Source organism: Streptomyces sp. NPDC047117, assembly GCF_040643545.1.
In the GTDB taxonomy this organism is placed as follows: Bacteria; Actinomycetota; Actinomycetes; order Streptomycetales; family Streptomycetaceae; genus Streptomyces.
In genome coordinates, this window is sequence record NZ_JBEYUN010000002.1 from 23,162 (window position 1) to 41,243 (window position 18,082).

Below are 18,082 nucleotides of genomic sequence, written 5' to 3' on the forward strand. Positions count from 1 at the left end.
CGGGCGGGTGCCGCCCCGCGCCGCCCGGACGGGACTCCCCTAGGTAAACGGCGCGTCGCCGGTAGACTTTGCCCTGGTCTCGCCCGTCAACGCAGTCCTGCCGCAGATCGCGTCCGCGACGTACGCACGCGGCCACGGCGGCTCCGGGCGGGCTGCGGCACCGACAGACCTTGCGACGGAGGAGTGCAGTGGCAGCCAACGACCGGGCGTCGTCCCCCGGAAGGTCCGGCGGTAGCTCCGGCGGTGACAGTCTGATGCGTGCCTCGCTGAGCGCGGTCGCACCGGGCACGGCACTGCGTGACGGACTGGAGCGCATCCTCCGCGGCAACACCGGCGGTCTCATCGTGCTCGGCTTCGACAAGACCGTCGAGTCGATGTGCACCGGCGGTTTCGTCCTCGACGTCGAGTTCAGCGCCACCCGCCTGCGCGAGCTGTGCAAGCTCGACGGCGCGCTGGTGCTCGACAAGGACATCACCAAGATCCTGCGCGCGGGCGTCCAGCTCGTCCCCGACGCCTCCATCGCCACCGAGGAGACCGGCACCCGGCACCGTACGGCGCAGCGGGTCTCCATCCAGGCCGGCTTCCCGGTCGTCTCGGTCAGCCAGTCCATGCGCCTGATCGCCCTCTACGTGGACGGCGAGCGCCGCGTCCTCGAAGAGTCCGCCGCGATCCTCTCCCGCGCGAACCAGGCGCTCGCGACCCTGGAGCGGTACAAGCTGCGCCTGGACGAGGTCGCCGGCACGCTCTCCGCGCTGGAGATCGAGGACCTGGTGACGGTCCGCGACGTGACCGCCGTGGCCCAGCGCCTGGAGATGGTCCGCCGGATCGCGACCGAGATCGCCGAGTACGTCGTCGAGCTGGGCACGGACGGGCGGCTGCTCTCCCTCCAGCTGGACGAGCTGATCGCGGGCGTCGAGCCGGAGCGGGAGCTGGTCGTCCGCGACTACGTACCCCAGCCGACGGCCAAGCGGTCCCGCACGGTGGCCGAGGCGCTCGCGGAGCTGGACGCGCTCTCCCACACCGAGCTGCTCGAACTCCCGATCGTGGCCCGCGCCCTCGGCTACAGCGGCTCGCCCGAGACCCTGGACTCCGCGGTCTCCCCGCGCGGCTTCCGCCTGCTGGCCAAGGTGCCCCGCCTCCCCGGCGCGGTCATCGACCGCCTCGTCGACCACTTCGGCGGCCTGCAGAAGCTCCTCGCCGCCAGCGTCGACGACCTCCAGACGGTGGACGGCGTCGGCGAGGCCCGCGCCCGCTCGGTCCGCGAGGGCCTCAGCCGCCTCGCGGAATCCTCGATCCTGGAACGCTACGTCTGAGTCGTCCGTACACCGCTGTGCGGCCCCGGAGGCCGCACAGCGGAATCAGTGCAGCGGGTGCCGGTACGGCCGGTGTCAGTCCTTGGCCAGGACGAACGACGTGCTGTCCGACGCGAGTCCCTTGACGGCGATCTCGGCGAGGTAGGTGCCGGCCTTGGCGGACTTGCCGGCCGGGGTGGCGCACTGCGGAGCGGTCGGCTTGCGGTCCCACTCGACGGTCCGGGTGATCGTCGCCCCGGCGGGGATCTTCAGGGGCGCGGCGCCGGTGCTCGGCGGGCAGTCGTCCGAGGCGTACAGATGGTCGTCGCTGTCGGTGTGACTGATCGTCAGCACGGCCGACTTCCGTCCCAGGTCGACCTTGCAGTCGCTGTCCGAGGTGTTCTTGACGGTCACCTCGAACTTCGGCCGGGTGTCCGGGCCGTAGGAGTTCTTGACGCTGTGCAGCTTCAACTCCACCCCGGAACCCTGGCAGTCGGCGAGCGCGGAGCCACCCGGCACCAGGACGCCGCCACCGCTGCCGGCACCCGCGCCGGAACCGGTACCGCCGCCCTCACCGATGGGCGTACCGCCGCCGGAACCGCCCGAACCGCCACTCCCGGCGCCGCCGGAGCCCGCGTCGGCATCACCGTCGCCGCCGCCGTCGCCCGCCTCGTCGCGGCCGCCCGGCTTCTGGCTGATGCCGGAGTCGGTGGCGTTGGGGCCCGGCGTGATGGACGTGGCGGGACCGCCGGCCGACCCCTTGTTGTTCGAGCCGCCGTCACCACTGGTGTTGCTCATGCTGACGGCCCACACCACCATCAGCACGAGGAGCGCGAGGATCGCGAGCGCGACCGCCCTCCGTCGCCAGTAGATGGAGGAGGGAAGCGGCCCGATCGGATTGCGCAGAGATCCCACGCGGAAACTGTACGAGAGATCAGCCCCGATGCCAGCCAGTACCCGCCGACGGGGCCTCTACTTTTCCCATCATCTGCCTGGTTCTTCCTGGTCATCCCCGGAAGTAAGGGGCATGAGCGGGGGCTTCAGCGGCCCGACTCCTCCGCGGCGAGGGCCGGGATCACGCCGCCGGCTCGTACGGACGTACGGCGGCCGGGCGGAAGGCGGTGCCGCAGGCGGTAGCGCTCGTTCCGGGTGACGTTGATCGCCGTGAGGGTCGGTTCGGCGTTCGGGGTCAGGGTCTTGTGGAGGTTTTCCAGGCGGATTTCGTCGTTCTGGTGGATGCGGTCGTAGTCGGCGGGGTCGTCGAACTCCAGGGCGAGGACGCCGAAGTTGGCCAGGTTCTGCCAGTGGATGCGGGCGTAGGACTTGGCGAGGACGGCGCGCAGGCCCAGGTAGCGCGGGGTCAGGGCGGCGTGTTCGCGGGAGGAGCCCTGGCCGTAGTTGTCGCCCGCCACGACCAGGTGCCCGCCGTCCTGCCCGTCCCGCTCCGCGCGGTCCCGGTGCTCCGCCGCGCGCCGCGGGTACTCCGGGTCGAGGCGGGTGAAGGTGAAGTCGGCCAGCCGCGGGATGTCGGACCGGAAGGGGAGGGCCTTGGCGCCCGCGGGCGAGATCTCGTCCGTGGAGACGTCGTCGCCGGCCTTCAGCAGGACCGGGCCGCACAGCGTGTCGGGCATGGGGGCGAGTTCGGGCAGCGCCGAGACGCCGGGGCCGCGCTCCAGCTCGACGCGGGCTGCTTCGTCCGGAGGCAGCGGCGGTTCCAGCATGGCCTTGTTGACCGGCTCGCGGCGGAGCGTCGGCAGGTCGGACGGGTGGTCGGCGCCGGCGTCCGCCGCCCACGCGCGCGGGTCGGTGATGACGCCGGTCAGCGCGGACGCGGTGGCGGTCTCCGGCGAGCAGAGCCAGACCCGGTCGTCCTCCGTACCGGAGCGGCCGGGGAAGTTGCGCGGGAACGTACGCAGGGAGTTGCGGCCGGCGGCGGGCGCCTGGCCCATGCCGATGCAGCCCAGGCAGCCCGCCTGGTGGATGCGGGCCCCGGCGGCGACCAGGTCCGACACCGCGCCCGACCGGGTGAGGTCCAGCAGGGTCTCGCGCGAGGTGGGGTTCACGTCGAAGCTCACCCCGGGAGCGGTCTGGCGGCCCCGGACCATCGCCGCGGCGACCGCGTAGTCGCGCAGCCCCGGGTTGGCGGAGGAGCCGAGGACCGCCTGGTCGGCGCGCTCGCCGGCGACCTCGCGCACCGGCACCACGTTGCCGGGTGACGTGGGACGGGCGATCAGCGGTTCGAGGGCGCTCAGGTCGATCTCGTCCGCCTGGTCGTAGCGCGCGTCCGGGTCCGCGGCCAGCGGCCGGTACGCGTCCTCCCGGCCCTCGCTGCGCAGGAAGTCCCGTACGGCCTCGTCGGCGGGGAACACGGTCGTGGTCGCGCCCAGTTCGGCCCCCATGTTGGCGATCACATGGCGGTCCATCGCGGACAGCCCGGCCAGGCCGGGGCCGTGGTACTCGATGATCCGGTTCACGCCGCCCTTCACGCCGTGCCGCCGCAGCATCTCCAGCACCACGTCCTTGGCGCTCACCCACTCCGGCAGCGCACCGGTCAGCCGGATGCCCCAGATCTCCGGCATGGTGAGGCGCAGCGGGCGGCCCGCCATGGCGAGCGCGACCTCCAGTCCGCCCGTCCCGATGGCGAGCATGCCGAGCGCGCCCGCTGCGCAGGTGTGCGAGTCGGAGCCGGCCAGCGACCGGCCGGGGATCCCGAACCGCTGCATGTGGACGGGGTGCGACACGCCGTTGCCCGCCTTGGAGTACCAGAGCCCGAAGCGGCGGGCCGCCGAGCGGAGGAAGGCGTGGTCCTCGGCGTTGCGCCCGTCGGCCTGGAGGATGTTGTGGTCGACGTACTGGACGCTCAGCTCGGTGCGCACCCGGTCCAGGCCGATCGCCTCCAGCTCCTGCATGACCAGCGTGCCCGTGGCGTCCTGCGTCAGGGTCTGGTCGATGCGCAGGCCGATCTCGCTGCCCGGCTCCGGTTCGCCGTCCACCAGGTGGTCCGCGATGAGCCGGTGCGCGAGGCTGCCGTTCGTCGCGTGGCCGCTCGCTGCCATGCCCGCCTCCCTCAGTGCGCGCGCTTTTCGTCCGCTGTCGCACCCTGAGTACCCGTTTGTCGGACCCTGAGTACCCGTTCGTCCCGAGGTGCCCCTCGTACGGGAGCGCCGCGCGCCTACTGGCCGAATCCGGCGGCGGTCCATTCCTCCTTGTGGCCGAAGCCCCGGGCGTTGTCGATCAGGCGGAGCCAGGTGGGGCGGAGTTCCCAGAAGGCGGTGTGGTCCATGGCGCTGCGCAGCTTGGGGCTGAGCGCGACGTACGGGAAGCGGTCGGCGTACGCGCGCCACGCCCGCCGGCGTTCCGCACCCTCCAGACGGCGGCATGTGCCGCGCCCCTGAACCCCCGTCAGGCCCGACCACTCCTGGTCGTCGCGCTGGGCGGTGAAGGCGACCGGGGCCGCCGGGTGCGCGGCGGCCAGGGCCCGGCCGTGCCGGGTGGACTCCGACGTGACGAAGAGGAGGACGGGGTCCGGGCCGTCGGTCGCGGCGTACAGGACGGCGCAGGCCTGCGGCCCGTCCTCGTCCGTGTAGGCGAGCGTCATGGTGGTGTGGTCGGCCAGGGCCAGCAGGATCTCGGGCGGGCAGGGACGGTCCGGGGGCGCGCTCTGGTTCATGGGAGCATCCTCGCTCGCCGGCCGGGCGGCGGAAGCGGCACCCCGCGGCTCCGGGCCGCCACCCGCGCGGCCCTCGGCCGCCACGCCCGCGGCACCCCCGGTCACCCCGCACACGCCCCGCCGCCGCACCCCGCGCCCCCGACCTGCCCACACCCCCGGCCCGGCCGCCACGTCCGGCGGTCCCGCGCACGCCCCGTTGCAGCAGTCGGCGTACCACGTGCAGGTGCACAACGGGCGGCACGGGGCCGGGTCGTTTCACCGCCGCGCGGCACCGTGTCAGGATCGACGGTGCCATGACTTCCACTCCTGCCCCCGCCCAGCCCGCCGGCGACGCCGCCGTGGAGCCCGGCAACGGACGCACCGCCGGAACCCCGGCGCCGCGCCCCGCCGAGCTCGCCGCCGCCTCCGCCCTTGCCGCCGCCTCCGCCACCGGCATCGCCACGGATGCCGCCGACGCCGCCGACAGGGCCGGCCGGCGGCTGCACGAGCCGGTCAACGACTGGTTCGACGAGCACGCCCGCGATCTGCCGTGGCGCCGCCCCGAGGCGGGTGCCTGGGGCGTGATGGTCAGCGAGTTCATGCTGCAGCAGACGCCCGTCAACCGGGTGCTGCCCGTCTACGAGCAGTGGCTCGCCCGCTGGCCCCGCCCGGCCGACCTGGCCGCCGAGCCGTCCGGTGAGGCGGTGCGCGCCTGGGGCCGGCTCGGCTACCCGCGGCGCGCCCTGCGGCTGCACGCCGCCGCCTCCGCGATAAAGGAGCGGCACGGCGGCGACGTGCCGCGCGAGCATTCCCAGCTGCTGGCGCTGCCCGGCGTCGGCGAGTACACCGCAGCGGCGGTGGCCTCCTTCGCGTACGGGCAGCGGCACGCGGTCCTCGACACCAATGTCCGCCGGGTGTTCGCCCGCGCGGTCACCGGCCGCCAGTACCCGCCGAACGCCACCACCGCCGCCGAACGCAAGCTCGCCCGCGCGCTGCTGCCCGAGGACGAGGCGACCGCCGCCAAGTGGGCCGCGGCCACGATGGAGCTGGGCGCACTGGTGTGCACGGCGCGCAGCCCCGAGTGCGTGCGCTGCCCGGTCGCCGCGCAGTGCGCCTGGCGGCTGGCCGGTTGTCCCGAGCACGAGGGCCCGCCGCGGCGCGTCCAGACGTACGCGGGCACCGACCGCCAGGTGCGCGGCAAGCTGCTGGCCGTGCTGCGCGAGGCGGTCGCGCCGGTGCCGCAGGCGCGGCTGGACGCGGTGTGGCACGAGCCGGTCCAGCGTGCGCGCGCCCTGGACGGGCTGGTCGCCGACGGCCTGGTGGAGCCCCTCCCGGACGGCCTGTACCGGCTCCCGCTGACCTGATCCGGTCCGGATCCCTTCCGGTCTGGTCCGGATCCCTGCCGGTACGTTCCGGATCCCTGCCGGTACGTTCCGGCCCCTTTCCGGTCCGGGTCCCTTCCGGTACGGATCCCTTCCGGTACGGACCCCTTCCGGTACGACGCGGCCCGGTCCGGCGTGCTCCGTCGGTCCGGGCAATCCGGCCGGTCCGATGCGATCCGGCCGGTCCGGACCGCACCGGATTGCCGGCGAATGCCGCGTTCCGTGGAACCCGCCGCCCGGCGGGCCCGTCCTCCCTCTGGGGGATGACGTTCCGGCGGCTTCCGTCCCCCGCGAGGAGGAGCCCGCCGCCGTTGTTACACAACCGACGGATTCCCGTGCGTTCGCTGTGGGGCAGCCGCGCATGACGCCGCAACACCCCCTCCGTAGCGTCCTCTTCCGTGCTGGAGATGAGGGCCGCGCCGACAGACGTACGGCGCCCGGCCCGCGACCACCGGCACGGACAACGTGGGGAACGCAGGCGGAGGAACGGAGGCGTCGGTATGGCGACCAGCGGCGGCAAGGTACTGGACTTCGAAGAGTACGTGCGCACTCGGCAGGATGCCCTGCTGCGGAGCGCCCGGCGTCTGGTACCCGACCCGGTCGACGCCCAGGACCTGCTCCAGACGGCACTCGTGCGGACGTACGGCCGCTGGGACGGCATCGCCGACAAGTCCCTCGCCGACGCCTACCTGCGCCGCGTCATGATCAACACGCGGACCGAGTGGTGGCGGGCGCGCAAGCTGGAGGAGGTGCCCACCGAGCAGCTCCCGGACGCGAGCGTGGACGACGGCACCGAGCAGCGCGCCGACCGCGCCCTGCTGATGGACATCCTCTCGGTACTGGCTCCCAAGCAGCGCAGCGTCGTCGTGCTGCGACACTGGGAGCAGATGAGTACGGAGGAGACCGCGGCGGCGCTGGGCATGTCCACGGGGACGGTCAAGAGCACGCTGCACCGGGCGCTGGCCCGGCTGCGCCAGGAGCTGGTGAACCGTGAGGTCGACGCACGCGTACTGGAGCGTGACGGCCAGGGGCGGGAGCGGTGCGCGGCCTGACCGGCGGCGGCACCGCCGGTCCGCGGGCCGGCGACGGGTGACAGGCACATGGTGAGCAGGAGCGGTGTGACCAGAGGCGGCGGAGCCGACGGCGGACCGGCCGGGAAGCGGCCGGCCGCTTCTTCGCGCCTGCCCGCGACCTTGTGGCGCGCGACCGGCACGGCCCTCGCGGGGATCGCCGCGATCGCGCTGCTGCTGGCCGGGTGCGAGACGACCGGCGACGGGGTGCGGTCCGAGGGTTCGGCCGCCGACTCGCCGGTGCCGTCCCGGGCCCGCAGCGACGCGCCGTCGCCCTCCCCCTCGTCGTCGGTGACGTACAAGAAGGTCGACGCGCGGGCGCTGCTGCGCAAGGACCCCGAGGTCGGCGCCGAGGTGAAGAAGACGCTGGCCAAGCCCTGCACGGCCGACGAGTATCCGATCGACGTCACGTACGCGCCGCTGACCGGCAACAAGACGGCCGACGTCATCGTCAACGTGATGACCTGCGCGGACTCCGTCGGCATCGGGTCGTATGTGTACCGCAAGGGCGCCAAGGGCTACGAGAACGTCTTCACCAGCGAGGAGCCGCCGGTGTACGCCGCGGTCAGCAAGGGCGAGCTGGAGATCACCAAGCAGACGTACAAGACCGACGACGCGGTCTGCTGCCCCACGGGTGAGGATGTGATGACGTACCACTGGAAGAAGGACCGCTTCCGTGAGTACTCCCACTACTACACCGACTACAGCAAGACCGGCGACGGAACCGGGCCCAGCGCGACACCATCGGAGGATTGAGAACCCGCATGGCCGAGACCCATGTGCTCTTCGTCGAGGACGACGACGTCATCCGCGAGGCCACCCAACTCGCCCTGGAGCGGGACGGCTTCACGGTGACGGCCATGCCCGACGGGCTCTCGGGCCTGGAGGCGTTCCGTGCCGACCGGCCCGACATCGCTCTGCTGGACGTGATGGTGCCGGGCCTGGACGGGGTCAGCCTGTGCCGGCGGATCCGGGACGAGTCCACGGTCCCGGTGATCATGCTGTCGGCGCGCGCCGACTCCATCGACGTGGTGCTCGGCCTGGAGGCGGGCGCCGACGACTACGTCACCAAGCCCTTCGACGGCGCGGTGCTGGTCGCCCGGGTACGGGCGGTGCTGCGCCGCTTCGGGCACGCGAGCGGCCCCGACGGCCGGAGCGGCGCGGGCAAGGAGACCGCATCCGCGGCGGACGACGGGCTGCTGCGCTTCGGTGACCTGGAGGTGGACACCGAGGGCATGGAGGTGCGGCGGGCCGGCGAGCCGGTCGCGCTGACGCCGACCGAGATGCGGCTGCTGCTGGAGTTCTCCGACGCGCCGGGCACGGTGCTCTCCCGCGACCGGCTGCTGGAGCGCGTGTGGGACTACGGCTGGGGCGGCGACACCCGGGTCGTGGACGTCCACGTGCAGCGGCTGCGCGGCAAGATCGGCCAGGACCGCATCGAGACGGTCCGCGGCTTCGGCTACAAGCTGAGAGGCTGACCGCGGCGTGGTCGGACTCCCTCTGCGTACGGGACTGCGCTGGAAGCTCAGTGCGGCGATCGCGCTCGTCGGAGCGCTGGTCGCGATCGCGCTGAGCCTCGTCGTGCACAACGCCGCCCGGGTCTCCATGCTCGACAACAGCCGCGACGTGCAGATCGAGCGGCTGAACTTCACCCAGCGGATCTACGAGACCACCAGTCGGCTCCAGTTCGGCGCCCGGCTGGACGACCCGAAGCTCCCCAAGGACCTGCGCGCCGAGGTCGCCGAGGGCCGGCGCGCCACCTTTTTGGAGGACAACGGCGAGGCCGCGCCTGAGGTGTGGGCCGCGGCCCCGCTGGACGACGGCCGGGTGCTCTCCCTCCACAACGACTTCCCCGACCGCTTCACCGTCCTGGACGACCTGGACCAGGCGCTGTTCATCGGGTCCATCTCGGTGGTGGCGGCCGGCTGCGCGCTGGGCGTCCTGGTCGGCGGCCGGCTCTCCAAGCGGCTCCGGAAGGCGGCAGCGGCGGCCCGCAAGCTCGCCGAGGGCGACACGTCCGTCCGCGTACGGGACCAGCTCCCCGGCCGGGTACGGGACGAGACGGACGAGCTGGCGCACGCCATGGACGCCATGTCGGACGCGCTGCAGACCCGTATCGAGGCCGAGCGGCGGGTGACGGCGGACATCGCGCACGAGCTGCGCACGCCGGTCACGGGACTCCTCACCGCGGCGGAGCTGCTGCCCCCGGGCCGCCCGACCGAGCTGGTCCGGGACCGGGCGCAGGCCATGCGCACGCTGGTCGAGGACGTGCTGGAGGTGGCCCGCCTGGACGGTTACGCGGAGCGCGCCGAGCTGCAGGACGTCGACCTCGGGGAGTTCGTCCGCCGACGGGTGCGGGCGCTCGGCCCGGACATCCGGATCGAGGTGCTGCGGGACGCCGAGGTCAGCACCGACCCGCGCCGCCTGGAGCGGATCCTCGGCAACCTCATCGCCAACGCCTCCCGGCACGGCAAGCCGCCGGTCGAGGTCACGGTCGAGGGCCGGGTGATCCGCGTCCGCGACCACGGGCCCGGCTTCCCCGAGGCGCTGCTCCGCGAGGGGCCGAGCCGCTTCCGTACGGGCAGCAGCGACCGGGCGGGCCGCGGCCACGGCCTGGGCCTGACCATCGCGGCCGGCCAGGCCCGGGTCCTCGGGGCCCGGCTGACCTTCCGCAACGCGGAGGCCGCGGTGGACGGCACGAGCGGCGCCGTCGCCGTCCTCTGGCTGCCCGAGAACGCCCCGACCGCCACCGGCAGCTTCCCCGTGATCCAGCTGCCCGGCACGGAGGACTGACCCGCCGGGCCGGCCGTCAGCCGCCCTCGACGCAGTCGCCCCAGCTCTTGTCCATGTCCAGCCGCTCGCTGGGCTGGGTCAGCGAGAACCAGTTGCCGGAGTCGTCGCGGAAGATCGCCTCGGTGCCGTACGGGCGCTCCTGCGGCTCCTGGAGGAACTCCACGCCCTTGGCCTTCAGCGCGGCGTACTCCGCCCGGATGTCGTCCGTGCGCAGCACCCCGGCGCCCAGCACCCCCTTGCTGACCAGCTTCTTCATCGCCTCGGCCGACTCCGGGTCCAGGCCGGGCGCGCCCGGGACCATCAGCGTCAGCTCCAGGTCCGGCTGGTCCTTGGCGCCGACGGTCAGCCAGCGCATGCCGTCCTCGCCGCCCATCCGCATGTCCGTACGGACCTCGAGGCCCAGCTTCTCGGTGTAGAACTCCTTCGCCCGGTCCTGGTCGAGGACCCAGACGGTCGTGATGGCGAGACCCTTGATCATGATGTGCTCCTGGGTGGGATGAGAGAGCTGCCTGGGCGGGATGAGAGAAGTGGGAGCGGGCGGGCCGCGACCGCTCCCGGCGGGCCGTCCGGGCCGCCCCGCCCGTCCCCGTCACCGTAGGCAGGCCGCCCGCTACCGCGCTTCTCCGGAATTGCGGTCCTCCGGGCCGTGGCCGGCCGGGCTCTTGAAGCCGCCGGACCACAGGAGGGCGTAGCAGCCCGGTATGAGCGCGGAGCCGCGGCCGACGTGCCGGCTGCGGTACGCGCTCGGCGACAGCCCGGTCTGCTTCTTGAAGGTCGCCGAGAAGGTGCCGAGGCTGGTGAAGCCCACCAGGGTGCAGATCTCCGTGACGGACAGGTCGGCCGTCCGCAGCAGCTGCTCGGCGCGCTCGATGCGGCGCCGGCTGAGGTACTGGCCGGGGGTGCGGCCGTAGACCGCCTTGAAGGCGCGGACGAAGTGGTAGCGGGAGTAGCCGGCGTGCGCGGCCACCGCGTCCAGGTCGAGCGGCTCGGCCCAGTCACGGTCCATCGCGTCCTTGGCGAGGCGCAGCTGCCGCAGATGGGCGAGGTGCGCCGTGCCGGGTGCGTTGTCCACGTTCCGATGCTGACACGCGCCACTGACAACGGCCCCGGCACCGTTCACCGGTGCCGGGGCCGTTCGTCGCGTCGTACCGGGTCAGACGCCCTGCGGAAGCGCTTCCTTCGCGACCGGGGCGGCGTCCTGCGGCTCCCCGTCGGCCGGCTTGTCCGCCGGGCCGCCGCGCAGCGGCACCTCCTTGAGGAACCAGGCCGCGAGGAAGCCGATGACGCTGATGGCGGCGCCGCACAGGAAGACCAGGTGGGTGCCGTCCGCGACCGCGTGCAGATACGCGTCCTTCAGCGGGGCCGGGAGCTGCGCGAGGCCGCCGGGGTCGAGCTGCGCGCCGCCCTCCATGGCCTTGCCGGCGGCCGCGCCGCCCCGCTCGGTCATGGTGTTCTGCACCTGGTGGGTGAAGAGGGCACCGAAGATCGCCACACCGAAGGAGCCACCGATGGTGCGGAAGAGCGTGGCGGAGGACGAGCCGACGCCCATGTCCTTCATCTCGACGCTGTTCTGCGCGATCAGCATGGTCGTCTGCATCAGGAAGCCCATGCCGGCGCCGAGCACGGCCATGTAGGCGCCCGAGGTGAAGCGGCTGGTGCCGGTGTCCATCAGGGACAGCAGGAAGAGGCCCGCGGTGATCAGCGCGCCGCCGCCCACCACGAAGATCTTGTACCGGCCGCTGTTCGTGGTGATCCGGCCCGCGACCAGCGAGACGGCCATCATCGCCAGCAGCATCGGCAGGAGCAGCAGGCCCGAGTTGGTGGCCGAGGCGCCCTGGACGGACTGCTGGAAGAGCGGCAGGAAGGTCATCGACCCGAACATCACGAAGCCGACCAGGAATCCGATCAGGGTGACGAGCGAGAAGTTGCCGTTGCGGAAGATGTGCAGCGGCAGGACGGGCTCGCTGACCTTGCGCTCGACGAACACGAAGGCGACGAGGGAGACCAGGCCGAGCGCGCCGAGGCCGACGATCTGCGCCGACAGCCAGTCGTACTCGGTACCGCCCCAGGTGGTGATCAGCACGAGCGCGGTGATGCCGACGGTGAGCAGCGCGGCGCCCACGTAGTCGATGCGGGCCTGCGTGCGCTTCTTCGGCAGGTGCAGCACGGCCGTGACCATGACCAGGGCTATCGCGCCGAGCGGCAGGTTGATGTAGAAGCTCCAGCGCCAGCCGAGGTGGTCGGTGATCGTGCCGCCGACGAGCGGGCCGCCGATCATGGCGACGGCCATGACGCCGGCCATCATGCCCTGGTACTTGCCGCGCTCCCGGGGCGGGATCAGGTCGCCGATGATCGCCATGACGCCGACCATCAGACCGCCGGCGCCCAGGCCCTGGACGGCGCGGAAGGCGATGAGCTGGCCCATGTCCTGGGCCATGCCGGAGAGCGCCGAGCCGATCAGGAACAGCACGATGGACGCGAGGAAGACGCCCTTGCGGCCGTACATGTCGCCGAGCTTGCCCCAGATGGGCGTGGAGGCGGCGGTGGCGAGGGTGTAGGCGGTGACCACCCACGAGAGGTGTTCGAGGCCGCCCAGCTCGCCCACGATCGTCGGCATGGCCGTGCCCACGATCATGTTGTCGAGCATCGCGAGCAGCATCGCGATCATCAGCGCGAAGAGCACCACACGGACGCTCGCGGGCTGTCTGCCACCGGTGTCCGTCGGCGCGGCGGCCTGGGTTGCGGCCATCACTCCCCCGTTCAAGGTACTTACTTGCCGCCCGGCAAGTTTGCTTACGATGAGGACGGTAAGAGAGAAACTAGCCGGGCGTCAAGTAAGTTTTGCTCCGCCCCGCCTGACCAGGGATAGCCTGCGGGACCGGCACCGACGAGGTAGGAGAGCACCATGGGCACAGGACACGCGCGCAGGGGCAACACCCGGCAGCGCATTCAGGACGTGGCCCTGGACCTCTTCGCCCAGCAGGGGTACGAGAAGACCTCGCTGCGGGAGATCGCCGAGCGGCTGGAGGTCACCAAGGCCGCCCTGTACTACCACTTCAAGACCAAGGAAGACATCGTCATCAGCCTCTTCGAGGACCTGGCCAGGCCCTGCGACGAGCTGATCGAGTGGGCCGCCGGCCGGCCGCGCACGCTGGAGACGAAGCAGGAGGTCGTCCGCCGCTACAGCGAAGCACTGCGCGACGCCGCCCCGCTCTTCCGCTTCATGCAGGAGAACCAGGCCACCGTCCGCGACCTCAGCATCGGCGAGTCGTTCAAGGAACGCATGCTGACGATGGTCGGCCTCCTCAAGGAGCCGGAGGCCGAGCTGACGGACCAGGCACGCTGCATCACCGCGCTGGTGTCGCTGCACGCCGGCATGTTCGCCATGCAGAACGTCGAGGGCGACCCCGAGGAGAAGCGCAAGGCCATCCTCGAGGTCGCCCTCGAATTGGTCACCGCGGCGAATCATCCCGCGGCATCCTGAGTTCCGCTCTTCCGGCGGCTCAGAGGTTCACGTGCTCGCCGCGCAGGAAGTCCACCGGCTCGATACCGGAGCCGTAGTTCGGGCTGGTACGGACCTCGAAGTGCAGGTGCGGACCGGTGGAATTACCGGTGCTGCCGGAAAGCGCGATCTGCGTACCGGCGGAGACCTTCTGGCCCACCTGGACCTGGATCTTCGAAAGGTGCGCGTACTGGGTGTACGTGCGGTCGCCGTGCTTGATCACAATGGCATTGCCGTACGCGGGACCGTCACCGCCGCCGTTCGGGCCCGCCTTCACGACGGTGCCTTCGTGCGCGGCCTTCACCTCGGTACCGGTGGGCACCACGAAGTCCTGGCCGCTGTGGCCGTGCGACCAGTGGCTGCCGGCCAGGCCGAACTTCTCGCCCATGCCGTACTTGTCCACCGGCTTCTCCCAGCCGTTGGTCTTCTGCAGCTGGCGCTGGGCACGCTCGTGCCGGTCAGCGGCCGCCTTGGCGCGGTCGGCCTTGGCCTTCTTCTCCGCGTCGATCGCCTTCTTCTGCGCGTCGGCCTGCGCGCTCACCGTGCTCCCCACGTCCGTGGAGAGGCCCTGGAGCGAAACCGCGCCGCCGTCCATCGCCGAAGCAGCACCGGCACCCAGCGCGAGGGAGGCGCCCATGCCTGCCACCAGAACAGTGGCGCGGGTACGCAGGGCGGGCTTCTTCGAATACCGGGTGAGGGAGAACTTCGACATGCGGGAATTACCTCCGAAAGAAAAGACTCCCGGCCGGGACCAACCGGGATCGCCATTCCTTGGTAACCCCCACCCGCAGACCTGCCAAGGGCCCTTTCTACTACCGCACGCCGTATCAACAGCTGCGGGAATCAGCCCCTTGCGCTACCCCCTCCATTCGCTTCAAAACATCCCCGCCAACTTCTTTCCGGAGCCGCTCACCGGCGCCGAATTCGGCCCCCACCAGCGATTCCCTTGATCCTCGACTTCCCTGCCGCAGGACCCTGCCACCCCCCTGCCGAAAGTCCCGCGGCACGGAGGAACTGCGCCCCGCGAAACCGGCCGCCGCCTTTCCTATCTCCTTTAGTAGGCCCGAAATCCGCTGTGCGTCATGTCACCGAACCCCCCGTTACGCGCGCTTTGGGCGAGGCCCTTGGTATGTCCGTTTCGGGACCAAGGACCTGTGACCCCGGTAACCTGAAAGGCGCATTCGGCCGGCACAGGAGGGGGAGCCCGGCATGGAACCGGCGGCACTGGGGGCCCGGCTGGCGTCGTCCGCCGTGGCGCCGCTCGTGAAGAAGCTCTTCGTGAAGGAGGGGCCCGGCGCGGGGCTCGTGGAGCGGCCGGTACGGGTCTCGGCGCTGGTGTCGTTCACGGGCGAGAAGCGCACGCTCACCGAGGGCGACCTACGGAAGATCGCCGAGGAGCTGGTGGCCCGCGCGGTACGGGCCGCGGGGCCCGGCGAGCGGCCCGTACCCGCAGATGAGGAGGGCGCCGTCGCCGACGCGCTCGCGCGGACCCTGTACGGCCTCGGCACGCTGGACATGGACGACGTGCAGGCCGTCCGGCTCGGCGCCCCGGCGCTCGCCGGCCGGCTGCGGCAGGAGACCCGCCGGACGCCGCTGAGCGCCCTCTCACGGGACGCGGAGCAGCTGTACGACGCCCTGCTGGGCGCCGCCTGCCTGCACATCGTGCACTTCTTCAGCCAACGGTCGACGTTCGTCGCGCGCACCCTCGTCGACCAGAGCCGCAGCCTGGACCGGCTCATCGCACTGACGGACGAGCTGATCGCACGGAATCCCTCGCCGCGGGCCGCGGACACCGCCTTCGAGCGGGACTACCTCGCCTACCTCGGGAAGAAGCACGGCCGGCTGACGATCTACGGCATCGACCTGGCGCATTCGCCGGACCGGTGGCCGCTGGACGCGGCGTACCTGAGCCTGCGCGCGACGTACGCGCCGCAGGGCCCCGGCCGGGACGCCGAGGACGCGTACGACGGCCTGCCGGACGTCCCCGCACCGCCCGCCCCGCCGGTCCGCGCCGACCACGCGCTGGCCGGGCACGACCGGATCCTGCTGCGCGGCGTCGCGGGCTCGGGCAAGAGCACGCTGGTGCAGTGGCTCGCGGTCACCTGCACCCCGGCGGGCGACGCCACCGCCCTGCCGCACCTCTACGGCCGCGTCCCCTTCGTCCTCCCCCTGCGCACCCTCCAGCGCGCCGGGGACGGCCTCCCCACGCCGGACCGCTTCCTCGCGGCCGTCGGCTGCCCGGTGTCCGGCGCGCAGCCGGCCGGCTGGGCGCACCGGGTACTGGCGAGCGGCCGCGGGCTGGTCCTCGTGGACGGGCTGGACGAGATACCGGAGCGGGAGCGAGACCGGACCCGGCAGTGGCTGCGCGACCTCCTCGACGCCTTCCCCCACAACCTGTGGATGGTGACCTCGCGCCCCTCCGCCGTCCGCGAGGACTGGCTCGCGGCCGAGGGCTTCACCGAGCTGACGCTCGCCCCGATGGGCCGGGACGACGTGGCCGCGTTCATCGGGCGCTGGCACGCCGCCGCCCGCGCCGACGCACCCGCGGACGAGGACCGGCTCGCCGCGTACGAGCAGTCGCTGCTGCACGCCGTACGCACCAAGCAGGACCTGGGGCGGCTGGCGACCAACCCCCTGATGTGCGGACTCGTCTGCGCCCTCCACCGCGACCGGCGCGGCTACCTCCCGCACGGGCGCAAGGAGCTGTACGACGCGGCGCTCACGATGCTGCTGTCGCGCCGCGACCGGGAACGCGACATGAACGGCCCGGACGGCATCGAGCTGAGCGACGAACCGCAGATCCAGCTGCTCCAGCGGCTCGCGTACTGGCTCATCCGGAACGGCCGCGCCGAGCTGGACCGGGAGCACGCCGAGCGCATCATCACGGACGCGCTGCCCGCCGTGCCGGCGGCGGCCGCCCAGGGGGACGCCGGCGCGGTCTTCCGGCACCTGCTGCTCCGCAGTGGCCTGCTGCGCGAATCCACCCCCGGCGCCGTCGACTTCGTGCACCGCACGTTCCAGGACTACCTGGGCGCGCGGGCCGCCGTCGAGGAGTGGGACATCGGCCTCCTGACCGCCCACGCGCACGACTCCCAGTGGGAGGACGTGATCCGGATGGCGGTCGCGCACGGACGGCCGCGCGAACGCGCCGAGATCCTCCGCGAGTTGCTGGCCCGCGCGGACGCGGCGAACGGCGAGGACGAACGCCCGGTACGCATCCGCATCCGGCTCCTCGCCCTGGCCTGCCTGGAACACGCCTCCGAACTGGACCCGGCGGTCCGCAGGGCCGTGGAGGACCGTACGGCGGAACTCCTGCCGCCCCGCTCGGCGGAGGAGGCCCGCGAACTGGCGGCCGCCGGCCCTCTGGTGCTGGAACTCCTGCCGGGGCCCGAAGGGTTGACCGAGGACGAGGCCGTCGCCGTCACGATCGCGGCCTCGAACGTGGAGTCGGAACGGGCCATGCCGGTACTGGCCCGATTCCGGGACCACCCGGCGCTGCGGGTCCGCTCACAGCTGGTGTGGGCCTGGCACCGCTTCGACGCGGAACGGTACGCGGAGGAGGTCGTCCGGCACCTGACCCCGGACGATCTGATGTTCTCGGTCCACACCGACGAACACCTCCGGCTGCTGCGGGAGGCCGGGGGCCGGGAGCAGTTCGACATCCGCAGCAGGGTCACCCAGGAGGCGCTTGCGTCCTACGCCCGTGAGTTCGGCGCCCGCTTCCTCCGGATCGAGGCGAACGACATCCACGACCTCGGGTTCCTGCGCGACACCCCCCGGCTCGCCGAGCTGATCCTCTACGACGCCCCGCGCATCAGCGACCTCTCGCCGCTCGCCGGACTGCCGTTGCAGCGCCTCGGCCTGTTCCACCTCTCCGGGCTCCGGGAGCTGCGCCCCCTCGCCTCGCTGTCCGGGCTCACCAACCTGACGGTCCATCTGCCGGACATCGCCTGGGGCCCCGACGACCTGCCGAAGGACGCTCCGCTCCAGCGTCTGCGGCTGGGCGGCACCGCTTCCCGCGACTGGTCGGGGCCGCTCGTCGTACGGGCGTGGCCAGGGCTGCGGCGGCTCCTGCTCGACTCCCGGGCCTGCCCCCGGGACGCCGCGGGCTGGGAGGCGATCGCGGCACTGGAGTCGCTGACGCACCTCAGCATGGACGTCGACGGCCTCGCCACCTGCCCGGCCGGGCTCGCGCTCCCCGGCCTGCTCACTCTCCGGCTCTTCGATCCCACGGGAGCGTTCACCGGCCGGGAAGCCGTCGCGCGCCACTTCCCCGGCCTGGAAGCGCTCGACGTCGTCGTACCGTCCGGCGACGTCCGGGGCCCCTCACAATCCCGTCCCGCTCCCCTACCCTGAGCCCCAACCGCGTTGCAGACGCCCACCAGTTACCGGGG

Annotated in this window: 15 protein-coding genes; 8 read left to right on the plus strand and 7 right to left on the minus strand. The window is 72.5% G+C overall.

All coding sequences use genetic code 11. The annotated features are described in order from the left end of the window. Positions 1–188: 188 nt before the first annotated feature. Positions 189–1,313: a DNA integrity scanning diadenylate cyclase DisA gene (gene disA / locus ABZ840_RS03190; RefSeq protein ID WP_361552494.1), complete on the plus strand. Its 1,125-nt coding sequence runs from the start codon at positions 189–191 to the stop codon at positions 1,311–1,313. A 75-nt stretch (positions 1,314–1,388) separates the two neighbouring features. Here the strand turns inward: disA and ABZ840_RS03195 are convergent, their stop codons facing one another. From ABZ840_RS03195 to ABZ840_RS03205, 3 genes are all read right to left on the minus strand, one after another. Then, positions 1,389–2,207 (minus strand): hypothetical protein, encoded by an 819-nt coding sequence (locus ABZ840_RS03195; RefSeq protein ID WP_361552497.1) that lies wholly within the window; start codon positions 2,205–2,207, stop codon positions 1,389–1,391. Positions 2,208–2,332: 125 nt separating this feature from the next. Continuing rightward, complete coding sequence (locus ABZ840_RS03200) at positions 2,333–4,348, minus strand: aconitate hydratase (protein WP_361552500.1); 2,016 nt, start codon at positions 4,346–4,348, stop codon at positions 2,333–2,335. 116 nt (positions 4,349–4,464) lie between these two features. Further along, positions 4,465–4,962 carry a pyridoxamine 5'-phosphate oxidase family protein gene (locus tag ABZ840_RS03205; protein ID WP_361552503.1) on the minus strand — a complete coding sequence of 166 codons (498 nt, stop codon included), beginning with the start codon at positions 4,960–4,962 and terminating at the stop codon, positions 4,465–4,467. Positions 4,963–5,255: 293 nt separating this feature from the next. Here ABZ840_RS03205 and ABZ840_RS03210 point away from each other — a divergent pair, with 293 nt between their 5' ends. From ABZ840_RS03210 to cseC, 5 genes are all read left to right on the plus strand, one after another. Next, positions 5,256–6,305 (plus strand): A/G-specific adenine glycosylase, encoded by a 1,050-nt coding sequence (locus ABZ840_RS03210; protein ID WP_361552506.1) that lies wholly within the window; start codon positions 5,256–5,258, stop codon positions 6,303–6,305. A 518-nt stretch (positions 6,306–6,823) separates the two neighbouring features. Next, positions 6,824–7,375: a SigE family RNA polymerase sigma factor gene (locus ABZ840_RS03215; protein ID WP_361552509.1), complete on the plus strand. Its 552-nt coding sequence runs from the start codon at positions 6,824–6,826 to the stop codon at positions 7,373–7,375. Positions 7,376–7,441: 66 nt separating this feature from the next. Further along, positions 7,442–8,149, plus strand: coding sequence for a hypothetical protein (locus ABZ840_RS03220; protein WP_361552512.1), 708 nt, complete (start codon positions 7,442–7,444; stop codon positions 8,147–8,149). Between the two features lie 8 nt (positions 8,150–8,157). Beyond that, positions 8,158–8,871: a two-component system response regulator CseB gene (cseB, locus tag ABZ840_RS03225; protein ID WP_361552515.1), complete on the plus strand. Its 714-nt coding sequence runs from the start codon at positions 8,158–8,160 to the stop codon at positions 8,869–8,871. A 7-nt stretch (positions 8,872–8,878) separates the two neighbouring features. Further along, complete coding sequence (gene cseC, locus ABZ840_RS03230; protein ID WP_361552518.1) at positions 8,879–10,186, plus strand: two-component system sensor histidine kinase CseC; 1,308 nt, start codon at positions 8,879–8,881, stop codon at positions 10,184–10,186. Between the two features lie 16 nt (positions 10,187–10,202). On the opposite strand, the gene ABZ840_RS03235 is transcribed toward cseC, so the two are convergent. The 3 genes from ABZ840_RS03235 to ABZ840_RS03245 form a co-directional block, all read right to left on the minus strand. Further along, positions 10,203–10,664: a VOC family protein gene (locus tag ABZ840_RS03235; RefSeq protein ID WP_361552521.1), complete on the minus strand. Its 462-nt coding sequence runs from the start codon at positions 10,662–10,664 to the stop codon at positions 10,203–10,205. Between the two features lie 132 nt (positions 10,665–10,796). Beyond that, positions 10,797–11,192, minus strand: a complete 396-nt coding sequence (locus tag ABZ840_RS03240; RefSeq protein WP_361553877.1) for a helix-turn-helix transcriptional regulator — start codon at positions 11,190–11,192, stop codon at positions 10,797–10,799. Between the two features lie 147 nt (positions 11,193–11,339). Further along, complete coding sequence (locus tag ABZ840_RS03245) at positions 11,340–12,935, minus strand: MDR family MFS transporter (protein WP_361552523.1); 1,596 nt, start codon at positions 12,933–12,935, stop codon at positions 11,340–11,342. 156 nt (positions 12,936–13,091) lie between these two features. Between ABZ840_RS03245 and ABZ840_RS03250 the strand changes: the two genes are divergently transcribed. Further along, positions 13,092–13,670 carry a helix-turn-helix domain-containing protein gene (locus tag ABZ840_RS03250; RefSeq protein ID WP_361552526.1) on the plus strand — a complete coding sequence of 193 codons (579 nt, stop codon included), beginning with the start codon at positions 13,092–13,094 and terminating at the stop codon, positions 13,668–13,670. A gap of 19 nt (positions 13,671–13,689) precedes the next feature. Here the strand turns inward: ABZ840_RS03250 and ABZ840_RS03255 are convergent, their stop codons facing one another. After that, a complete protein-coding gene (locus ABZ840_RS03255) occupies positions 13,690–14,400 on the minus strand; it encodes a M23 family metallopeptidase (protein WP_361552529.1) in 711 nt (236 codons plus the stop codon). Positions 14,401–14,897: 497 nt separating this feature from the next. On the opposite strand from ABZ840_RS03255, the gene ABZ840_RS03260 reads away from it, so the two are divergent. After that, positions 14,898–18,044: an NACHT domain-containing protein gene (locus tag ABZ840_RS03260; RefSeq protein ID WP_361552532.1), complete on the plus strand. Its 3,147-nt coding sequence runs from the start codon at positions 14,898–14,900 to the stop codon at positions 18,042–18,044. The last annotated feature ends 38 nt before the right edge of the window (positions 18,045–18,082 follow it).

Bases quoted from the DNA above. Each gene is read 5' to 3' on its own strand.
- ABZ840_RS03200 (WP_361552500.1), bottom strand. From the start codon at position 4,348: ATGGCAGCGAGCGGCCACGCGACGAACGGCAGCCTCGCGCACCGGCTC.
- ABZ840_RS03205 (WP_361552503.1), bottom strand. From the start codon at position 4,962: ATGAACCAGAGCGCGCCCCCGGACCGTCCCTGCCCGCCCGAGATCCTG.
- ABZ840_RS03210 (WP_361552506.1), top strand. From the start codon at position 5,256: ATGACTTCCACTCCTGCCCCCGCCCAGCCCGCCGGCGACGCCGCCGTG.
- ABZ840_RS03215 (WP_361552509.1), top strand. From the start codon at position 6,824: ATGGCGACCAGCGGCGGCAAGGTACTGGACTTCGAAGAGTACGTGCGC.
- cseB (WP_361552515.1), top strand. From the start codon at position 8,158: ATGGCCGAGACCCATGTGCTCTTCGTCGAGGACGACGACGTCATCCGC.
- ABZ840_RS03235 (WP_361552521.1), bottom strand. From the start codon at position 10,664: ATGATCAAGGGTCTCGCCATCACGACCGTCTGGGTCCTCGACCAGGAC.
- ABZ840_RS03240 (WP_361553877.1), bottom strand. From the start codon at position 11,192: ATGGACCGTGACTGGGCCGAGCCGCTCGACCTGGACGCGGTGGCCGCG.
- ABZ840_RS03245 (WP_361552523.1), bottom strand. From the start codon at position 12,935: ATGGCCGCAACCCAGGCCGCCGCGCCGACGGACACCGGTGGCAGACAG.
- ABZ840_RS03250 (WP_361552526.1), top strand. From the start codon at position 13,092: ATGGGCACAGGACACGCGCGCAGGGGCAACACCCGGCAGCGCATTCAG.
- ABZ840_RS03255 (WP_361552529.1), bottom strand. From the start codon at position 14,400: ATGTCGAAGTTCTCCCTCACCCGGTATTCGAAGAAGCCCGCCCTGCGT.
- ABZ840_RS03260 (WP_361552532.1), top strand. From the start codon at position 14,898: ATGGAACCGGCGGCACTGGGGGCCCGGCTGGCGTCGTCCGCCGTGGCG.